The sequence below is a fragment of the Clostridium pacaense genome, from assembly GCF_020709765.2.
Taxonomy (GTDB): domain Bacteria; phylum Bacillota; class Clostridia; order Lachnospirales; family Lachnospiraceae; genus Enterocloster; species Enterocloster hominis.
In genome coordinates this window covers 461,884-478,778 of sequence record NZ_JAJFEB020000002.1, presented here as the reverse complement: position 1 = coordinate 478,778, position 16,895 = coordinate 461,884, and the positions used below count along the sequence as shown (strand labels likewise).

Sequence of the window (16,895 nt, the reverse complement as noted above, 5' to 3'; positions counted from 1 at the left end):
GCATGATTAAATTAACAAAAGATGACTGTATTCAGGCTCTTTACGGCGGGTTGCTGTTGGGCGGAGGCGGAGGCGGCAGCATGAAGATGGGGCTTGATGCTGTGGAGGAAGCGTTCCGGCATACGGATGCCATTACCATGCTGGATATAACGGAGCTGAATCCGGAGCAGACCATTGTCAATGTATCCATGGTAGGCGCGCCGTCAGCCAAGGACACCTGCTGTACGGTGGACCACTGGAAGACCGTCCTGAAGAATTTTGAGAACAGCAGCGGCGCTAAGATTGCCGGATTTACTACCTGTGAGAACGGCGGTGTGTCAACATCCAACGGGTGGGTGATTTCCTCGCTTACCGGAATCCCCATGGTGGATGCCCCCAGCAATGGACGCGCCCATCCCACAGGTCCCATGGGAAGCATCGGGCTGAACCTGTGTCCTGACTATATGACTGTCCAGGCGGCCTGCGGCGGCAAAGGCGATAAATATGTGGAAACCGTTGCAAAGGGTTCCATGAATGCCACTTCCCATCTGATCCGTCAGACCGCGGTTGCGGCAGGCGGACTGTGCTGTGTGCTGCGTAATCCGGTAACAGCCGAGTATGCGGAGAAAAAGGCTGCTGTGGGAGCCATTGCCCAGGCCATGGATATCGGTAAAGGCTATCTGGAGAATAAGGATAATGTGGAAGGCTTCCTTGACTTTCTCAAAAAGAATTATGATGCCCAGGTTATCTGCCGCGGCACAACCTGTGATTATACCCTGTGCATGGATGGCGGATATGATGTTGGTTCTGTCCATGTCAAGGCGGATGGGGATGATTATGAACTGACTTATTGGAATGAATATATGACCATGGAAAAGAACGGCCAGAGAATGGGTACGTTCCCGGATCTTCTGTGTACCCTGGACGCGGCAACAGGACTTGCCCTTTCAAGCGCAGAGATTGATGACGATATGGACGTAATCATGTTGAAAATCCCCAAAGCCCGCCTGATTCTTGGAGCAGGAATGTATCAGAAAGGCCTTCTGGAGGAAGTGGAAGGAATCCTTAAGAAGGAACTTGTGCCATATAATGAGGATCTGTTCCGTTAATGGGATTGCGGTATGGGACTATGGCGGTGAAAAAGATGATGGAAAGAATAAAACCATAGTTGGATGATTAGAATCATGGTGAAATGAATAGAACGATGGTAGAATGAATAAAACGATAGTTTAATAAATAAAACCGGAAATGTTTACGTTATGGTATGCTAAAGCATATCATACACATGAAACATTTCCGGTTTTTTAATCATCTATCCTGTTTACTGGACTATAGGCAGACATCTACACAGTACCTATGCAGACACCCACACAGTACCTATGCAGATACCCACACAGTACCTATGTAGAATCTACACAGAACCCACGAAGCACCTATGAAACCCCGATCCGGCCTTAACCACCCGTTCCCTGCTATAAAAGGTCAACCAGCTTGGCCGCCGCATCCTGGAGCATCTGGTAAAACCCGTCTTCATCCGAGGTTGTCTTATGTTTACCGGCTTCGATGATTTCAGCCAGTTCCTTTAAGTCCTGATTATCAGGATCTTCTTCCAGCATGAGCATGCACAGGCGTTCGGATGCTTCTATCATCCTCAGGGGGCCATAGATACGTGGTTCGCCTCCAAGTCCGGCTGCACTGGTAATCATGTAAACCAGAAGTTCGAAGTATTTATCCTGTTTCATTTGGAAGCCTCCGTTTGGTCTGCGTTGTAATGAAGCAGTTCCTCCATGGGCCGCAGGCGGCGCTGTCTGGGCGCCCCTTCCGGGTATCCGATGGATATGAGCAGTTCCATGCGGTAATGGGGAGGAAGCTTCAGAAGCTTTCTCACTGCGGCTTCATTGTATGATTTGATTGCACAGGTACCCAGTCCAAGCTCCACTGCCCTCAGCATGATGTTTTCAGCTGCCATGGAGGCGTCCATGATGCAGCCATAGACTTCAGAGTTGGGAGAGCCGTGTTTGGCGGCGTATTCCATGTCGGAGCAGATTGCCATGATGACCGGAGGATTGCCGCTGAGTCCGGGGCTGAACAGGTCTACCCTGCGCACAAGGGCAGGGTCTGTCAGCAGATAGAACTGCCATGCCTGGAGGTTGCTGGCGCTGGGGGCCAGCGCACCGGCCTTTACCAGCTCCTTTAACAATTCGTCAGGTACCATCCGGCTGCTGAAACACCGGGTGCTGCGCCTTTGCATGATGGCCTCAAGAACATCCATATGTAATGACTCCTTTTACGCTACTTTTTCTTTGCCAGACCAAGGGTTGCAGTAAAGAAGCTGTATACCGCGGCTCCTGCCAGTGCGCCAGCGCCCAGGATATTGAGGATCTGCTCGTTGGCCTTGTTGCGTTTTACTGCGATGAAACGGATGATGAGTCCGACGATGATGGTAACACCGTTCATGGTGGTTCCAACCAGAAGTCCGGTTGCAAAAAGGATACCAATCTGGCGGTTGCCGCCGATTAACTGGATGATGGCGCCTGGGATGGCCCAGATGAACAGCCATTTGGCAACTTCTGAGTTGGTGCCTGCGTCAATGGTGGTTGCAAAGGTCTTGCTTACAGGTGCGAATAAATCCTGGCTGAAGTACTTGTTGGCCAGAAGGGCAACCATGATGAAAGCAATGATGAAGGAAAGCATTTCTGAATAATACTGCTGTTTCCTTCCTTCTTTTTCCAGCTCAGGATACTGTCCTGAACCTCTTAAGATATAACCGCATTTTAAGTCGTAAGCCATATCAGAGAAGGCCGGGCCTGTGGCGGAGGTGAATCCTACCATGACGGCAAGGGCCATTGGAGGGAAGCCGAGAAGCATGCCTACCAGCAGGAAGATAAGGGCGGTTGCAAAGCCCGGGAACCATCCTGAGTACATGGCGGAGATACCTACAATCAATTCAGAGGAAATAGCTGCAAATGCAGAGAAAATCAGCCATATGATTAGGGTGATGGCGCTCATGTCGCTCATGATGCCGCAGATCAGGGCAAGGAGGAAGGCTGTCACGAAGTATGCTACATAGCCCCAGCCCAGGGTCCTCTTTAAGGTCTTCATGCTGCTTGAGAACTTGCCTGCGGCGGTATCCTCGTCACTGCCCTTTTTAAAGAGCATGCGGGCGCACTGGATCAGTGAGACGGCTCCGGCTCCAATCATGACACCGTGAGGCATGTAGTTAATCATGGCATAATCACTGAACACAAAGTCAGCGCCAAACATGTTGGTTACAAAGGCTGCGCTGTGTCCGAACAGGGACAGGATGATGCCGTTGTTCTTGATGACGCCGATGACGATAGAGCCAACGCCCAGGGCCAGCATGGCAAAGAAATCGCCAAACCAGGAAACGCCCAGAAGGTCTGTGGGGATACCTGCAACCTTACCGACCCAGCCAATGGCAATACCAATGATTAAAAGGAATGCCTTGCGGCCTTTCTCCACAACAGCCAGGATGGATTCTGCGGCAGCAACGCCCGGAGGCCAGGCACCTTCCGCTGGATACATTTCCGAGTCAAAGGTTTTGTAGAGGATGGTTGCATCGATACAGGTGGCCAGGAAAACACCGATTAACATTGGGAACATTAATTCGGGACGCCCCATGACAACCGGGATACCGATGGGCAGGATCAGACAGTTGGCAGCGGAGAAGGTTGCGCCAGAGATAGAGGTCTGTATCAGGTTCTGGCGGTGTACGCTGCGGTACTTCTGGAGGAACGCAATGGGTATGCGGGATATGAGGATGGCAAACAGCGCCCCCACAATGGAGGTGTTAGGAGTAACACCTGTACGCACAATCAGTTCCAGGCCGATGATGGCTCCCAGGCAGCACATGACGATATTGAGGATCAATACAGCTGGTTCAAATGCTTTTGGGTGCTCAGATGCGGGAATGATTAATTCCTGTGGGATTTTTTCTTTTTCCATAAATCCACTCTCCTTTGTGTGATTATTAAGATAATAAATAAGATGGCCCCGAAAACTGTACGGCCATCCGCAACTCTTATTAAGATTTTATACATAAAGATAAAAAATGTCAAATAAAAATAAAAATTCTATTAAATATTTCAGTTTAAAAACGGGTTGCGCCTAAAAGGTAAACACATTATAATCAAATTAAATAAAAATTTGGAGGTAAACCTTATGCTAATTAAACAGATTATCGAGACGTTTGATGTGCTGGACAGCAGCACGGTAACAGGGAAAGACGTGGAAAATTACCTGAAGGGAATTAAGGCAGATGCTGATATTGAAGTATATGAGCTGAAAGGACCTAAAGGAAGCACGGACATGGTTAAGGTGCGGATTCCCGGCACAAAGGGAAAGGCAAACGGCGGCACTGCACCCACCATCGGTCTTCTGGGCCGTCTGGGCGGAATCGGGGCAAGGCCTGAGATGATTGGCTTTGTATCTGACGGGGACGGCGCGCTGGCAGCCATTGCGGTTGCGGCCAAGCTTCTGGATATGCAGAATAAGGGCGATTATCTGGAGGGCGACGTGTTCATTTCCACACAGATCTGTCCTCATGCGCCTACGGCGCCCCATAAGCCGGTTCCGTTCATGGGTTCACCTGTGGAAATGTCCCAGGTTAACAGGGAAGAGGTGTCACCGGAGCTGGATGCAATCCTGTCCGTGGATACCACCAAGGGAAACAGGGTCATCAATACAAGAGGATTTGCCATTTCCCCAACCGTGAAAGAGGGATACATACTGCGCACCTCCGAGGATCTTCTGGAGCAGATGCAGATTACCACTGGCCGCCTTCCCTATGTGTTCCCCCTGGCTACACAGGATATCACGCCCTACGGCAATAACGTGCACCATCTGAACAGCGTGCTCCAGCCATGTACGGCTACGGATGCCCCGGTTGTGGGGGTTGCCATCACCACCGAGGTCATGGTTCCGGGATGCGCCACTGGCGCCAGCCATTTTGCCGACGTGGAGGAAGCGGCCAGGTTCATGCTGGAAGTTGCCAAGTACTTTGGCAAGGGCGACCTTAAGTTCTATGATGAAGAGGAGTATGAGCTTCTGAAGAAATTATACGGGCCAATGAAGCATCTGCAGACACTGGGAAAGGCGGATTAAGGTCAGCTGGTCCGCGAAACGCGTATACGGCAGATGCGGTCAGGAAAGCAGACGCCGGAAAGGGGACTTATAATGAAGATAGGAGCAGTAACCATTGGACAGGCGCCCAGGACCGATGTGACATCGGATATCATGCATATTTTTGACGGCAGGGTGGAGCTGTCCCAAAGAGGCGGTCTGGATGGGCTGACCGTGGAACAGATAGCTGAATTTAAACCGGACAAGGAGGATTATGTGCTGGTGTCACGGCTTACAGACGGGACATCGGTGACATTTGCGGAGCGGTATATCCTCCCAAGGCTGCAGGAGTGCATCAATGAGCTGGAGGCAGAAGGCGCAAGGCTGATCATGTTTTTCTGTACAGGGGATTTCCCGGAAAGCCTTACATCCAATGTCCCTTTGGTTTATCCATGCCACATACTCAACAAGGTAGTGCCGCTGCTGACCAAGAAGTCAAGCATTGTCACGGTGACTCCTTCACCGCTGCAGGTGGGGCAGTGTGAGAAGAAATGGTCCAATTTTGTGGACCATGTAAAGGCTGTCCCGGCCTCCCCCTATGGACCGTGGGAAGACCTGGCCGCGGCAGCGGGGGCAATTAAGGATATGGATGCGGACCTGGTCGTACTGGACTGCATCGGATTTACCCAGGAAATGAAGGACATGTTCGCAAAGGAAACCGGCAAGCTGGTGGTCCTTCCAAGGACATTGCTGGCCAGGGTCATTTCCGAACTGACCGATGTGAAATAGGAGATGGAAGATGGATTTAATAGAGATTGCCCAGAATATCCTGAGGGACTGCCTGGATGCAAAGCAGGGCGAGGAAGTATTGATTGTAACAGATGACAGCAGGGTGGACATTGCCCAGGCCCTGTATGAAGGGGCCGGGAACCTTGGCTGTGAGGCCATGATGATGGTCATGAAGGAGCGGGAGCTGAATGGGCAGGAGCCGCCAAAGGCAGTGGCAGAAGCCATGAAGGCAGCGGACATTGTCATCTGTCCCACGGCCAAGTCCCTGACCCATACCAATGCCAGGATACGCGCGGCTGAGGCAGGCACAAGGGTGGCTACCATGCCGGGAATCACAGAGAAGATGTTCAGCCAGGGAGCCATGACAGCGGATTACGGCGCGGTGGAACGGCTGACTGCCAGGATAACAGGGATGCTGACGGCCTGCAGGACAGCCAGGATTGAGAAGGACGGCTGTGTCCTTACCCTGAACCTGGAGGGAAGGAAAGGGGTTCCAAGCCCGGGCGTTTACAGGAAGCCCGGACAGTGCGGCAACCTTCCTTCCGGTGAGGCATACATTGCCCCGTTAGAGGACGGGGCTGACGGGGAAATGATCATCGACGGTTCTATGGTGGGAATCGGGAAGCTGGCTTCCCCCCTCCATGTGGTGGTGAAGAACGGAAAGCTTCAGGAAGTCACCGGGGATAAGAGTGAAAACCTGGACATACTGCTGGCCAATGAGCGCAATGCCACCATCGGCGAACTGGGAATCGGCACCAATGAGGCCGCTGTGCTGAACGGTGTGATCCTGGAGGACGAGAAGGTTTACGGCACCGTACACATTGCTTTTGGCACCAATACTTCATTTGGCGGCGTCAACAAGGCGGACTGCCATATGGACGGCATCATTCTGGAGCCGACCCTGTATTTGGATGATGAGATGATTATTGATAAAGGAAGGTTTGTTGTCTGATCATACCGGTTGGATACGGATATGGATCCGGCTGCTGATATGGGTTTCATGCCGCGTACGCTGGCGGCAGAATGGAGATGGATATGGAGAAGGGAAAGGAATTCCGGGTTGGTGTCATCCGGGTGCTGACCTCGGAGGACCAGGAATTTGTGGACATGCACGGCAATATCATAGAACAGCATTATCCGGGAATCAAGTGCATATCAAAATGCATCCCGGACCAGCCTGAGGGAATCCACAGCCATGAGCTGGAGCGGATTGCAGTGCCTAAGATTGTGGAGACAGCCAGGTCCTTTGAGGATGTGGACATGATCATTGTCAGCTGCGCCGACGATCCGGGGGTGGAGGAAATCCGCAGGGCGCTTCCGGGAATGAAGGTGACAGGAGGCGGGGAGACAACGGTTTCCCTGGCCATGAGGTACGGGCAGAAGATTGCTGTCCTTGGGATTGTGGACTATGCCCCCAAGGCGTATCTGCGGATGATCCCGGAAAAGATTGTTGCCCTGGGCAAGCCGGAAGGCGTGGACAGCACCCTGGATCTGATGACGCCTGAGGGACGGGAATCCTGCCTTAAGACGGCCCGTGAGCTGAAGGAAAAGGGCGCAGAGGTCATTGCGCTGGGATGCACCGGACTTACCACCATTGGAATTGCCAGGGAGATTGAGGACGAGGTGGGGATTCCTGTCATTGACCCGGTGCTGGCGGAAGGGTTATTTGCTTATTTTGAATCCGTCCGCAGATAGGATATTGGCTGGGAACCTGATAAAGACAGTGTGAAAAAAGAAAGGACGTATGCAGTCCCATGGCCGGGAATGGCCTGGTGGGGGCTGTATCGTCCTTTCTTTTTTATGCTGCTGGTTATCCTGGTGATGACCGGCACATTTAATTACAGGTAAATGTCATCCTTCCTTCTGCTGCAGCAGCTTCATCTGGGACAGCTCCCTGACCACGAACAGGAGAGCCAGGGCAGCGGCCATCAGGTCAGCTACTGGTGCAGAGTACATGACGCCCTCAATGCCGAAAATCAGGGGCAGGATTATGATTAGGGGCAGAAGGAAGATAATCTGCCGGGTAAGGGAGATGAAGATACCCTTGGCCGCCTTGCCGATGGAGGTAAAGAAATTGGCTGTAATGGGCTGAAGCCCGTTTAAAAATGTGAAGAACAGGAAAATCCGGAAGTACTGCTCCGCAAAGTGGAAGTATTCCTCGCTTCCTGAACCGAAAATACCGATGATCTGGCGCGGTATCAGCTGGAAACATAAAAAGGAAAAAGTTGATATGACCGTGGCAATGCACACCGCCTTCAGGTAAGCCTCGCGCACACGCCCATAGTTCCTGGCCCCGTAGTTATAGCTGACAATGGGCTGAAGTCCCTGGGAAAGGCCGATGACCAGGGAAAAGAATATCATGTTTACCTTGGTAATGATACCTGCACAGGCCAGGGGGATCTCGCTGCCATAATGGGACTGTGCCCCGTAATAGCGAAGGGTATTGTTCATTACGATCTGTATCACCATCATGGCCATCTGGTTAAAGAAGGGAGCCATGCCCAGTGCGGCAATGGCCTTTATATGGGACGGCAGGGGCCTGAGGGAGCCAAGGGACAGGTGCACGGTCTTAAAACGGGTCAGATACCCGATGACCATAAGGCCGGATACAATCTGCCCGATGATGGTTGCCAGCGCGGCCCCGGCCATTCCCATATGGAAGCCGAATATGAACAGGGGGTCCAGAACCGTATTGATCACAGCGCCTGCAAGGGTGCATATCATGGAGTACCTGGGGCTTCCGTCCGCGCGCACCAGGTTGGAGCCTCCGGTGGCAAGGATCAGGAAGGGGAATCCAAGGCTTGTGATACCCGTATAGGTAAGGGAGTAGTCAAGCACCTCCGGGGTGGCACCGAAGAGGACCATCATGGGTTTTAAGAAAAGCCGTACCACCAGGCAGAGGATCAGGCCGATGGCAAACAGCATGAAGATGGAATTGCCCGCGTACCGCCGGGCCTCCTCCTTTTCACCGCGTCCCATGGCGAGGTTGAAGTTGGCGGAACCGCCGATTCCGCACATAAGGGAAACCGCGGTGCAGGTGATGGTCAGGGGAAATGCCACATTGGTGGCCGCATTGCCCAGCATGCCCACGCTTCTTCCGATAAAGAACTGGTCCACGATGTTGTACAGCGCGCTGACCAGCATGGCGATGATGCTGGGAATGGCGAAGCGGGCCAGAAGGGTGTTGATGGGCACGGAACCCAGGGGATTATTGTTTGTTTTTTCTGTTGGTGCAGATGTCATTCTTGTTACCTCATCTTTCGTCGGGGATATTGGCAGGAAAATGGAGCAGCATCATGCCGGTATCCCCATAGGAATAAAAGACCCCCTGTCAGAAAGCAGGTGACAGGGAGTCACATGTATAATAAGGAGTATACTACTTTTTTTGAGATAGAGTCAAGATGTTATGGAAGGAAAAGATACGGATTGGAGGAGGCTCCAAAACTCCTCATCCAATCCCGCCAAATACAATACCAAGAATGAATACAAGTACGGTTAATCCGCAGAACACATATCTGGCCATGAAGGAAAACCATTTCCCCGGCTCCTTTTTCCGCCCTTTTTTCACCTCATCCCGGACATGATCCCATCCGCATACCCAGAAAAACATGATGCCGGCCAGACCCGCGCCAAGGGGACAGATATAGATGGACACAAAATCCATCCATCCAGCCACCATGCCCTGGATGCAGATCCCTATGACGAACGCAGTTGCTGTCATGACTGTTACGGCGGTCCTCCGGCTCATGCCAAACTGCTGTTCCATGGTAGCGATGGGCGCTTCAAACAGGTTAATCAGGGATGAAATCCCTGCAAAAAGCACAGCCACGAAAAATACGGTAATCAGGATATTGCTTCCTGGCATGGACTGGAACAGGTTGGGCAGGAAGATGAATATCAGACCGGGACCGCCCTGGTCCAGCTGGGAGCCTGCGGTTGCCATGGCCGGGATGATGACAAAGGCCGCCAGGAGCGCCGCCAGGGTATCAAATAATGCCACTTTCCAGGCAGCGCCCATAACATCCTCGGTATCCTCCAGATAAGAGCCGTATATCAGCGTGCCGTTGCCTGCAAGGGAAAGGGAAAAGAAAGCCTGTCCAAGGGCAAACACCCAGGTCATGGGGTCCAAAAGCCCGTTCATGTCGATCCGGAAGATATACCGGTACCCCTCCGCTGCATGGGGCTGGAAGGCCATGTACACGGCCAGCCCGAAAAACATGAAGAAGAACAGCGGCATGATGATTTTATTAATCCGTTCAATTCCATTAGAGATGCCCAGGACCATGATGATGAACGTTATGGCAAGCCCTGCTGTCTGCCACATATTATTGCTGAAGGCAGAGGCCATTGTCCCGAATGCAAGACTGAAGCCATCTACGCTGCCGGGCGCCAGGGTGGCCCCGGTAAATGCGCCGGCGCAGTATCTGAGTATCCAGCCCACAATCACAGAATAGCCGATGGCCAGCGCCAGGGAGCCGATCACAGGGATGTAACCAATGGCTTCCCCTAACCGCCTGTTATTCCAGCGTCTGGCCGTTGCATCCCCAAACGCGCCTATGGGCCCGGAACGGGCCGCCCTTCCAAAGGACATTTCCCCGATTACCCCTGATAGTCCGATGATGATGACAAAAAAGAAATAGGGGAGAAGGAACGTCCCGCCTCCATATCTGGAAACCCTGGTGGGAAACATCCATATATTGCCCATGCCCACGGCCGAGCCGATACAGGCCAGGATGAAGCCCCATCTGGATTTCCAGGAATCCCGTCCCGGGTCTGAGTTTCTTTGTGTGCTGTTCACCTGTTACCTCCCTTAAATATAGTCGGATACTTATTGTAGAACAAAATAGATGCCTTGTCCATGTTATAATAACCCATTTTCATGTAAATGTACGTTGGATGCATGGAAGAGAAAAAAGACATGGGCTTTAGACTATGAATTTTGGTAATTATAACGATAAAATAATTGAATTGTTATATTCATTTATCTATATTGACAATACTATTCTATATAGCTATAATTTTAATTAAATAATAACTAAACCATAGAAAAAAGTTATTAATTGTAAAAAAGGAGGGGGATATGAAACTAACAATCATACAACTTCTGGCAGATGATATCAACCGTTTTCGTAACACATCTGACAGGATTCAGCAGAAAATCAGGGAGGCATGCCAGAGCGGCACGGATTTGATCCTCTTGCCGGAATGTGCATATCCGGCTTACATGATAGGCATGGAGGAAGAGCCGGAGTCCCTGAGGAATATACCCGGGTTTTTAACAAGGATGTCGGAACTTGCAGCAAAAAACCGGGTGTACCTTGCGGTTGGGACGGCCATGTCTGAAGGCGGTTCCCTTTATAACGGGGTTGCCGTATTTAACAGAAGCGGGGAAATGATTGCAAAAGCTTATAAATCCAACCTCTGGCATTTTGATGGAAAGTGGTTTTCCCAAGGGGAACCAGGCTGTGTATTTGAGACGGAGTTTGGGAAAATCGGAGTCATGGTCTGCGCGGACGGACGCATCCCGGAGATTGCCCGGATATTGAGGTTAAAAGGCGCCGGGCTGATTCTTGACGCGGTGAACCTGGTTGCATCTGCCAGTACCCCGGACCAGCTCACAAACCAGCAGTACCAGTTCATGCTGCAGGCCAGGGCAAAGGAAAACGGTGTATACATAGCGGTCTGTGATAAAGCAGGAATCGAAAGCAGCACCGTCACCTGCCTGGGCCGCAGCATGATTGTCACCCCAGACGGTGATATCGCGGCTGAGTGTTCACCGGATAAGGAAGAAATGCTGACGTATGAACTGGAGCTGGAGGAAGTGCCGCCCCTTAGAGGACGCAGGCCGGAGCTTTACCCTATATTGGCGGAACCGGTCCGCACACTGCCGGTCACGGCTGTGATTGAGCGTCCTTACAGGCTTTCGGACCTGGAGTGTTTTACGGCCGTCATCCGGTTTGACTGTACGGATGAAGCCGATTACGCGGAGAGGGCCGTGGATGGGATCAGGCGCGCCGCCATCCTGGATTCCAGACTGGCGGTATTGCCGGAACTGAAGGAAGGTATGAGGTTTAACGCCGGGTTGCTGAAGTATCTTTGCAGCCACATGCCGGATGATATCTGTGCCGTAACAGCGTATGGCACGGATGAAGGGGGACGGAAGGCAGTGGTGTTCGGCGCGGATGGCATCAAGGGGGAGCTTCCTGCTTCCCATGTAAATGGAAGTGAGGATGTGGATGAAATCCGTGTGCTGGAATTATTCCCGGGCTGCTGTGTGGCCGCCGTATTCGGGGAGGAAATGGAAATCCCGGAGATTGCCCGCGTTGCCATGTTAAAAGGAGCAGATATACTGATTTGGTTTGACAGGAAGAACACTGCGGATACCATGAAGATGATGCAGACAAGGGCAGCTGAGAATAAGGTCTTTGTCCTGCGGACCACCCCGGCTGGAAGCATGGACGTAAGCCTTGGTGTGAACCCGGACGGAGGTAAGCTGTTTACCACCTTCTGCACCGTGGAACAGACTGCTTCCGGCATGCTCCATACGTCCCTCAGTAAATCCAAGGAAGTGGTACCCGGCACCAATATTGTTTATGGAAGAAATCCAAACTATTATAAGGAGTTAACAATATGAACAGAGAATTATTAATTGCAAATGCACTGGTGGTTTCATCAAAAAGCTGCACTCCGGCAGACATCCTGGTTTCAGATGGGAAAATAGCGGCCCTGCTGGCGCCTGGCAGCGGCTGTGAGGCGGAAAAGGTAATTGATGTAAAAGGGCACCATGTGATGCCTGGCTGTGTGGACGGACATACGCACATGATGGATCCCGGCTATACGGACCGTGAAGAATTTGAGACAGGCACCATGGCTGCCGCGGTAGGGGGCATCACGACCATCGTGGACCATCACCGGACGCTTCCAGCCGTGTATTCCGTGGGTCCCCTGCTTGAGAAGATTGATTATCTGAACGAAAGGGCATGTGTGGATTTTGGCCTGAAGGGCGGCATTTCCCCGGACAATGTGGAAGAGCTGCAGGCAATGTGGGATGCGGGAATCACAGGATTTAAGACATTTACCTGCAATCTCCATGGGGTAAAGGCCATGCACACGGCGTTCCTCATGCGCAGCTTTACCGAGGTTGCACGCATGGGCGGCACGGTATTGATCCACTGTGAGGATGACGGCATTTGCCAGTATAATGAGGAGGTCTTAAAGGCGGCAGGCCGGACAGACTATCATTCCCAATGGGAATGGCGTTCCAAGCTGGCGGAATATGTAGCGGTCCAGACCGTTATTTCCATTGCAAAGGAGACCCGCTGCAGGGTCATCATCGCCCATGTAAGCCAGCCGGACCTTCTGACCCAGCTTCGGGAGGCCCGTGAGCAGGGGTATGAGATTTATGCGGAAAGCTGCCCCCATTATTTCAACCTCACGGTTGAGGACCTGGAGAAAAAGGGGCCGTGGGCAAAGTTTACCCCGCCTATGAATACGGCAGAGAATCAGGCGCTTCTATGGAAGAAGTTTGACCAGGGCTTTGTGACCACCATTGGTTCTGACCACTGTCCTTATCCCAAGGAACAGAAGGTGCCGGGAGAAACGGATATATGGGATGCGCCCAATGGGATTCCCGGGATTGAGACATCCCTGCGCCTGATGCTTAACGGTGTCAGTGAGGGCAGGACGAGCATTAACCGGGTCGTGGAATGCATGTGTGAGAACCCTGCAAAAGTCTATGGGCTCTTTCCGCAGAAAGGACAGATTGCAGTGGGGGCTGATGCCGATATGGTGGTCCTCGACATGGACAGGGCGGAAATGGTCAGCAATGATAAGATTGTCTCAAAGTGCGGATGGTCACCATTTGACGGGAAGGTACTTAAGGGGTTCCCGGAGCTGGTATTTGTGCGCGGCAGACTGGTTGGGGATAACGGGACCTTTGTAGGCCAGAAGGGTTATGGAAGGTTTGTAAGGCGCATTCAATCCTGTATGAAATAGTCACATATAAATTAATATAACATGAGGAGGGTTACAATGAAAAAAAGGGTTTTGGCAGTTTTATCAGTTTCTTTAGCAATGACATTCTTCCTGGGCGCATGCGGCGGCAGCGCCAAACCGCAGACAGAAGCACCGGCATCCCAGGGAACGGCTGCTGAGGGCGGCGCTGAGACAAAGGCTCCGTCCGGAGATAAGATTGTCATGAAAATCAGCCACGTATCCTCACCAGGCAGCGCCCGCGACCTGGGATGCCAGAAGCTGGCAGAGGTGGTGGAAGAGAAGACAGGCGGCAGGGTGGAGGCGCAGATTTACCCATCCTCCCAGCTGGGCGGACAGAGGGACCAGGTAGAGGGCGCGCAGTTCGGCACAATTGAGTGTGTGGTTGTTCCCACCGCTTATCTGGGCGGTACCTGCCCCATGATGACCTTGTTGGATACGCCGTATCTTCTGCCGGATGACCCGGAACAGCTCTATGAGCTTTACCAGTCCGATGCAATCAAATCCCTTAGGGACACCACCACGGAAAAGGGCATCCTGACCATGGCAATCTGGCAGACCGGTTATAAGGTGTGGTCCGCCAACAAGCCATTGCTCGACCCGGCTGAGATGAAGGGGCTTAAGGTCCGCGTGATGAACTCGCCGATTCTTTTTAAACAGGCGGAAGTGCTGGGCGCTACCGGCATCACAATGGATTTCGGGGAGACTTACGGTGCCCTTCAGAATAAGGCGCTGGATGGACAGGAGAATCCTATCGATACCATTTATGATATGAAGTTCCATGAAGTGCAGACGGATATTACAAAGACCAATCATTCAGGTCTGGACCAGGTTGTGCTGATTAATAAGGCATGGTTTGACGGACTGGATGCGGATATACAGGAAGCAATCACGGAAGGCGTCAGGGAGGGCGGACGCGTCTGTCTTGAGGAAACCCTTGCATTGGCTGAAAAGGATGAAAAGCTGATTGCGGATACCGGGAAAACAGCAATCCATGAGCTGAACGATGAGCAGAAAGCAGCATGGCGTACAGCCATGGTTCCGGTACAGGAATATGCCCGCACCAGCCAGGGCGCGGAAGGCGAGAAGATTTATGACGCCATAGTGGCTGCCAGAAAAGAAATTACCGGGGAACAGTAAACATGATATGACCGGGCATCTGAAAATGCTGCCCGGTTTTTTAAAATAAGGGAGAATTGGGAATGGACACTCTGGAGAAAAAAAGTGTTCTGGAGCGTATTGACTGTGCCACAGAACAAATAGAAAATGTAGTTATGAGTCTGGGTCTGCTTACTATTTCCGGGATTGTGTTTGCTAATGTGATTGCGCGTTATTTTTTTCAGACCGCATTCGCATGGTCTGAGGAGCTGGCCCGGTATGTGGTGGTCTGGGTAACCTTCTTTGGAATCAGTTCCTGCGCCAGGTATCATACACATGTGGGCGTGGACCTGTTGTCTAATTTTTTGAAGGGCAGGGCAAAGCTGGCTTATCAGGCCCTTATCTGCCTGATCAGTGTGGGCCTGTCTGTTTATATGACGTATATCAGCATTGGGTTTACCATCATGCAGTATAAAGGCGGCAATACCAGTATTGCCATTGCGATTCCAATCTGGCTGATCTATCTGTCCACGAATATTGGATTTGGCCTGATGTCGTATGTATATCTGCGTAATTTCATGAAATTATGCAGCGGCTTCAGGGCAGGAAAGGAGGAAACGGAATGTTAGCGGTCTGCGGTGTGCTTTTTTTGGGACTTCTGATTCTTGGGGTACCTATATTCATGTCCATGATAATCCCGTGTCTGGCGGCCCTGCATATGAATTTCCCGGGTATGGACATGGGCCTTACCATACAGCGTATGGTGGGCGGGATTGATACATTTTCCCTGCTGTCCATCCCGTTCTTCATGTATGCGGCTGATATCATGTCCAAGGGGGATATCGGACATAAGCTGGTCAACTTTGCAAATAAGCTGGTTGGACATCTGCCAGGTGGGCTTGCAATTACCACGGTTGTCACATGTACGATTTTCGGCGCTATTTCAGGCGCAGGACCGGCAGCTATCGTAGCAATCGGCTTAATCCTTTATCCGGCGCTCTGCAAGGACGGATATGACCCTGATTCCGCCATTGGATGCATTACTGCAAGCAGTACGCTGGCAATGCTGGTCCCTCCCGGGATTGCAATGATCCTTTATGGTGTCTCGGCAGGCGCTTCGGTAGGAAAGCTGTTCATGTCAGGGCTTTCGGTGGGCGTCTTGATTGCCATTGTTTTCAGCGTCTATGTCTGTATCGATGCAATCCGTAACAAAATACCACGGCAAAAGCCGGCTACCTTCAAGGAAGTCTTACAGGCAACCGGGAAAGCGTTCTGGGCATTGGGGCTTCCGGTCATCATCCTGGTAGGAATCTATGCAGGGGTCATGACGCCTACGGAAGCGGCCGCGGTGGCGGTTGCATATGTGCTGGTAGTGGAACTATTCATTTACCGCTCCATCACACTTAAGGATGTATTTGAAATCGGCATCACATCCGGGCGGATGGTTGCCATGATATTCATCCTGATTGGAGCGGGTTCCCTCTTATCCTGGATATTGACCGCGGCCCAGGTGCCTCAGAAGATTGTGGCATTGACCTCAGGGACATCCAGTTACGTTATCCTCCTTATCATCAACCTGCTGTTCCTGGTAGCCGGCATGTTCATGGATCCCAATTCCATTGTCATCGTGCTGACGCCCCTGGTGCTTCCCATGGCACAGGTCATTGGGCTTGATACGCTTCACCTGGGCATGATCATTGTATTAAACTGCGCAATCGGCATGCTGACGCCGCCGTTCGGACTGAATATTTTCGTGTCGGTGGGAACCTTTAACCGTCCATTTGAACGTGTGGTAAGACCTCTGTGGCCGTATATATTCATGATGCTTTTCATATTGGTACTGGTTAATCTGGTTCCGGCAATCAGCTTATGGCTGCCCAGCCGGATGGCCTGACTGGCGGGAGGGGGATTTTCTGAAGCCATTCATTGACAAATGAAAGGTCAGATGTTAGGAT

The 16,895-nt window shown here is 51.8% G+C and carries 15 protein-coding genes; 10 read left to right on the top strand and 5 right to left on the bottom strand.

The window, feature by feature from the left end; translation table 11 throughout:
* Positions 1–2: 2 nt before the first annotated feature.
* Positions 3–1,088 carry an S-methyl thiohydantoin desulfurase domain-containing protein gene (locus LK536_RS35685; RefSeq protein ID WP_008723212.1) on the top strand — a complete coding sequence of 362 codons (1,086 nt, stop codon included), beginning with the start codon at positions 3–5 and terminating at the stop codon, positions 1,086–1,088.
* Between the two features lie 363 nt (positions 1,089–1,451).
* Here LK536_RS35685 and LK536_RS35680 read toward each other — a convergent pair whose 3' ends face one another.
* Genes LK536_RS35680 through LK536_RS35670 form a run of 3 tightly spaced genes read right to left on the bottom strand, consistent with a single transcriptional unit; the run spans position 1,452 to position 3,945 of the window.
* Positions 1,452–1,721, bottom strand: coding sequence for a DUF6092 family protein (locus tag LK536_RS35680; RefSeq protein ID WP_008723214.1), 270 nt, complete (start codon positions 1,719–1,721; stop codon positions 1,452–1,454).
* Positions 1,718–2,251 carry a nitroreductase family protein gene (locus LK536_RS35675; RefSeq protein ID WP_227794713.1) on the bottom strand — a complete coding sequence of 178 codons (534 nt, stop codon included), beginning with the start codon at positions 2,249–2,251 and terminating at the stop codon, positions 1,718–1,720. Before LK536_RS35675 ends, LK536_RS35680 begins: the two co-directional genes overlap by 4 nt.
* Before the next feature lie 20 nt (positions 2,252–2,271).
* Positions 2,272–3,945 (bottom strand): OPT/YSL family transporter, encoded by a 1,674-nt coding sequence (locus tag LK536_RS35670; RefSeq protein WP_008723217.1) that lies wholly within the window; start codon positions 3,943–3,945, stop codon positions 2,272–2,274.
* Between the two features lie 216 nt (positions 3,946–4,161).
* On the opposite strand from LK536_RS35670, the gene LK536_RS35665 reads away from it, so the two are divergent.
* The 4 genes from LK536_RS35665 (at position 4,162) to LK536_RS35650 (ending at position 7,545) form a co-directional block, all read left to right on the top strand.
* Positions 4,162–5,103: a DUF1177 domain-containing protein gene (locus LK536_RS35665; protein ID WP_130790440.1), complete on the top strand. Its 942-nt coding sequence runs from the start codon at positions 4,162–4,164 to the stop codon at positions 5,101–5,103.
* 72 nt (positions 5,104–5,175) lie between these two features.
* On the top strand, positions 5,176–5,850 hold the full coding sequence (locus tag LK536_RS35660) for an AroM family protein (protein ID WP_130790439.1): 675 nt from the start codon (positions 5,176–5,178) through the stop codon (positions 5,848–5,850).
* Between the two features lie 10 nt (positions 5,851–5,860).
* A complete protein-coding gene (locus LK536_RS35655) occupies positions 5,861–6,802 on the top strand; it encodes an aminopeptidase (protein ID WP_008723222.1) in 942 nt (313 codons plus the stop codon).
* An 83-nt stretch (positions 6,803–6,885) separates the two neighbouring features.
* A complete protein-coding gene (locus LK536_RS35650) occupies positions 6,886–7,545 on the top strand; it encodes an aspartate/glutamate racemase family protein (RefSeq protein ID WP_120057484.1) in 660 nt (219 codons plus the stop codon).
* A 156-nt stretch (positions 7,546–7,701) separates the two neighbouring features.
* Here the strand turns inward: LK536_RS35650 and LK536_RS35645 are convergent, their stop codons facing one another.
* Together LK536_RS35645 and LK536_RS35640 are read right to left on the bottom strand one after the other, a co-directional pair.
* The gene (locus tag LK536_RS35645) at positions 7,702–9,093 is read right to left on the bottom strand and encodes an MATE family efflux transporter (protein ID WP_008723228.1); all 1,392 of its coding nucleotides are present in this window, start codon (positions 9,091–9,093) and stop codon (positions 7,702–7,704) included.
* 205 nt (positions 9,094–9,298) lie between these two features.
* On the bottom strand, positions 9,299–10,648 hold the full coding sequence (locus LK536_RS35640) for a sodium-dependent transporter (RefSeq protein WP_227794712.1): 1,350 nt from the start codon (positions 10,646–10,648) through the stop codon (positions 9,299–9,301).
* A 282-nt stretch (positions 10,649–10,930) separates the two neighbouring features.
* On the opposite strand from LK536_RS35640, the gene LK536_RS35635 reads away from it, so the two are divergent.
* The 5 genes from LK536_RS35635 (at position 10,931) to LK536_RS35615 (ending at position 16,834) form a co-directional block, all read left to right on the top strand.
* Entirely contained in the window at positions 10,931–12,484 is a 1,554-nt protein-coding gene (locus tag LK536_RS35635) for a nitrilase-related carbon-nitrogen hydrolase (protein ID WP_227794711.1), read from the top strand.
* The gene (locus LK536_RS35630) at positions 12,481–13,845 is read left to right on the top strand and encodes a dihydroorotase (RefSeq protein ID WP_025484570.1); all 1,365 of its coding nucleotides are present in this window, start codon (positions 12,481–12,483) and stop codon (positions 13,843–13,845) included. The genes LK536_RS35635 and LK536_RS35630 overlap by 4 nt, the downstream gene beginning before the upstream one ends.
* A gap of 36 nt (positions 13,846–13,881) precedes the next feature.
* Positions 13,882–14,982 (top strand): TRAP transporter substrate-binding protein, encoded by a 1,101-nt coding sequence (locus LK536_RS35625; RefSeq protein ID WP_025484568.1) that lies wholly within the window; start codon positions 13,882–13,884, stop codon positions 14,980–14,982.
* 62 nt (positions 14,983–15,044) lie between these two features.
* A complete protein-coding gene (locus LK536_RS35620; protein WP_025484567.1) occupies positions 15,045–15,569 on the top strand; it encodes a TRAP transporter small permease in 525 nt (174 codons plus the stop codon).
* Positions 15,563–16,834, top strand: coding sequence for a TRAP transporter large permease (locus LK536_RS35615; RefSeq protein ID WP_008723239.1), 1,272 nt, complete (start codon positions 15,563–15,565; stop codon positions 16,832–16,834). The genes LK536_RS35620 and LK536_RS35615 overlap by 7 nt, the downstream gene beginning before the upstream one ends.
* Positions 16,835–16,895 lie beyond the last annotated feature (61 nt).

What these genes read in the sequence shown, in the direction of transcription:
- LK536_RS35685 (WP_008723212.1), top strand. Translation starts at nt 3, where the DNA reads ATGATTAAATTAACAAAAGATGACTGTATTCAGGCTCTTTACGGCGGG.
- LK536_RS35650 (WP_120057484.1), top strand. Translation starts at nt 6,886, where the DNA reads ATGGAGAAGGGAAAGGAATTCCGGGTTGGTGTCATCCGGGTGCTGACC.
- LK536_RS35680 (WP_008723214.1), bottom strand. Translation starts at nt 1,721, where the DNA reads ATGAAACAGGATAAATACTTCGAACTTCTGGTTTACATGATTACCAGT.
- LK536_RS35645 (WP_008723228.1), bottom strand. Translation starts at nt 9,093, where the DNA reads ATGACATCTGCACCAACAGAAAAAACAAACAATAATCCCCTGGGTTCC.
- LK536_RS35635 (WP_227794711.1), top strand. Translation starts at nt 10,931, where the DNA reads ATGAAACTAACAATCATACAACTTCTGGCAGATGATATCAACCGTTTT.
- LK536_RS35615 (WP_008723239.1), top strand. Translation starts at nt 15,563, where the DNA reads ATGTTAGCGGTCTGCGGTGTGCTTTTTTTGGGACTTCTGATTCTTGGG.
- LK536_RS35630 (WP_025484570.1), top strand. Translation starts at nt 12,481, where the DNA reads ATGAACAGAGAATTATTAATTGCAAATGCACTGGTGGTTTCATCAAAA.
- LK536_RS35670 (WP_008723217.1), bottom strand. Translation starts at nt 3,945, where the DNA reads ATGGAAAAAGAAAAAATCCCACAGGAATTAATCATTCCCGCATCTGAG.
- LK536_RS35620 (WP_025484567.1), top strand. Translation starts at nt 15,045, where the DNA reads ATGGACACTCTGGAGAAAAAAAGTGTTCTGGAGCGTATTGACTGTGCC.
- LK536_RS35660 (WP_130790439.1), top strand. Translation starts at nt 5,176, where the DNA reads ATGAAGATAGGAGCAGTAACCATTGGACAGGCGCCCAGGACCGATGTG.
- LK536_RS35675 (WP_227794713.1), bottom strand. Translation starts at nt 2,251, where the DNA reads ATGGATGTTCTTGAGGCCATCATGCAAAGGCGCAGCACCCGGTGTTTC.
- LK536_RS35655 (WP_008723222.1), top strand. Translation starts at nt 5,861, where the DNA reads ATGGATTTAATAGAGATTGCCCAGAATATCCTGAGGGACTGCCTGGAT.
- LK536_RS35625 (WP_025484568.1), top strand. Translation starts at nt 13,882, where the DNA reads ATGAAAAAAAGGGTTTTGGCAGTTTTATCAGTTTCTTTAGCAATGACA.
- LK536_RS35665 (WP_130790440.1), top strand. Translation starts at nt 4,162, where the DNA reads ATGCTAATTAAACAGATTATCGAGACGTTTGATGTGCTGGACAGCAGC.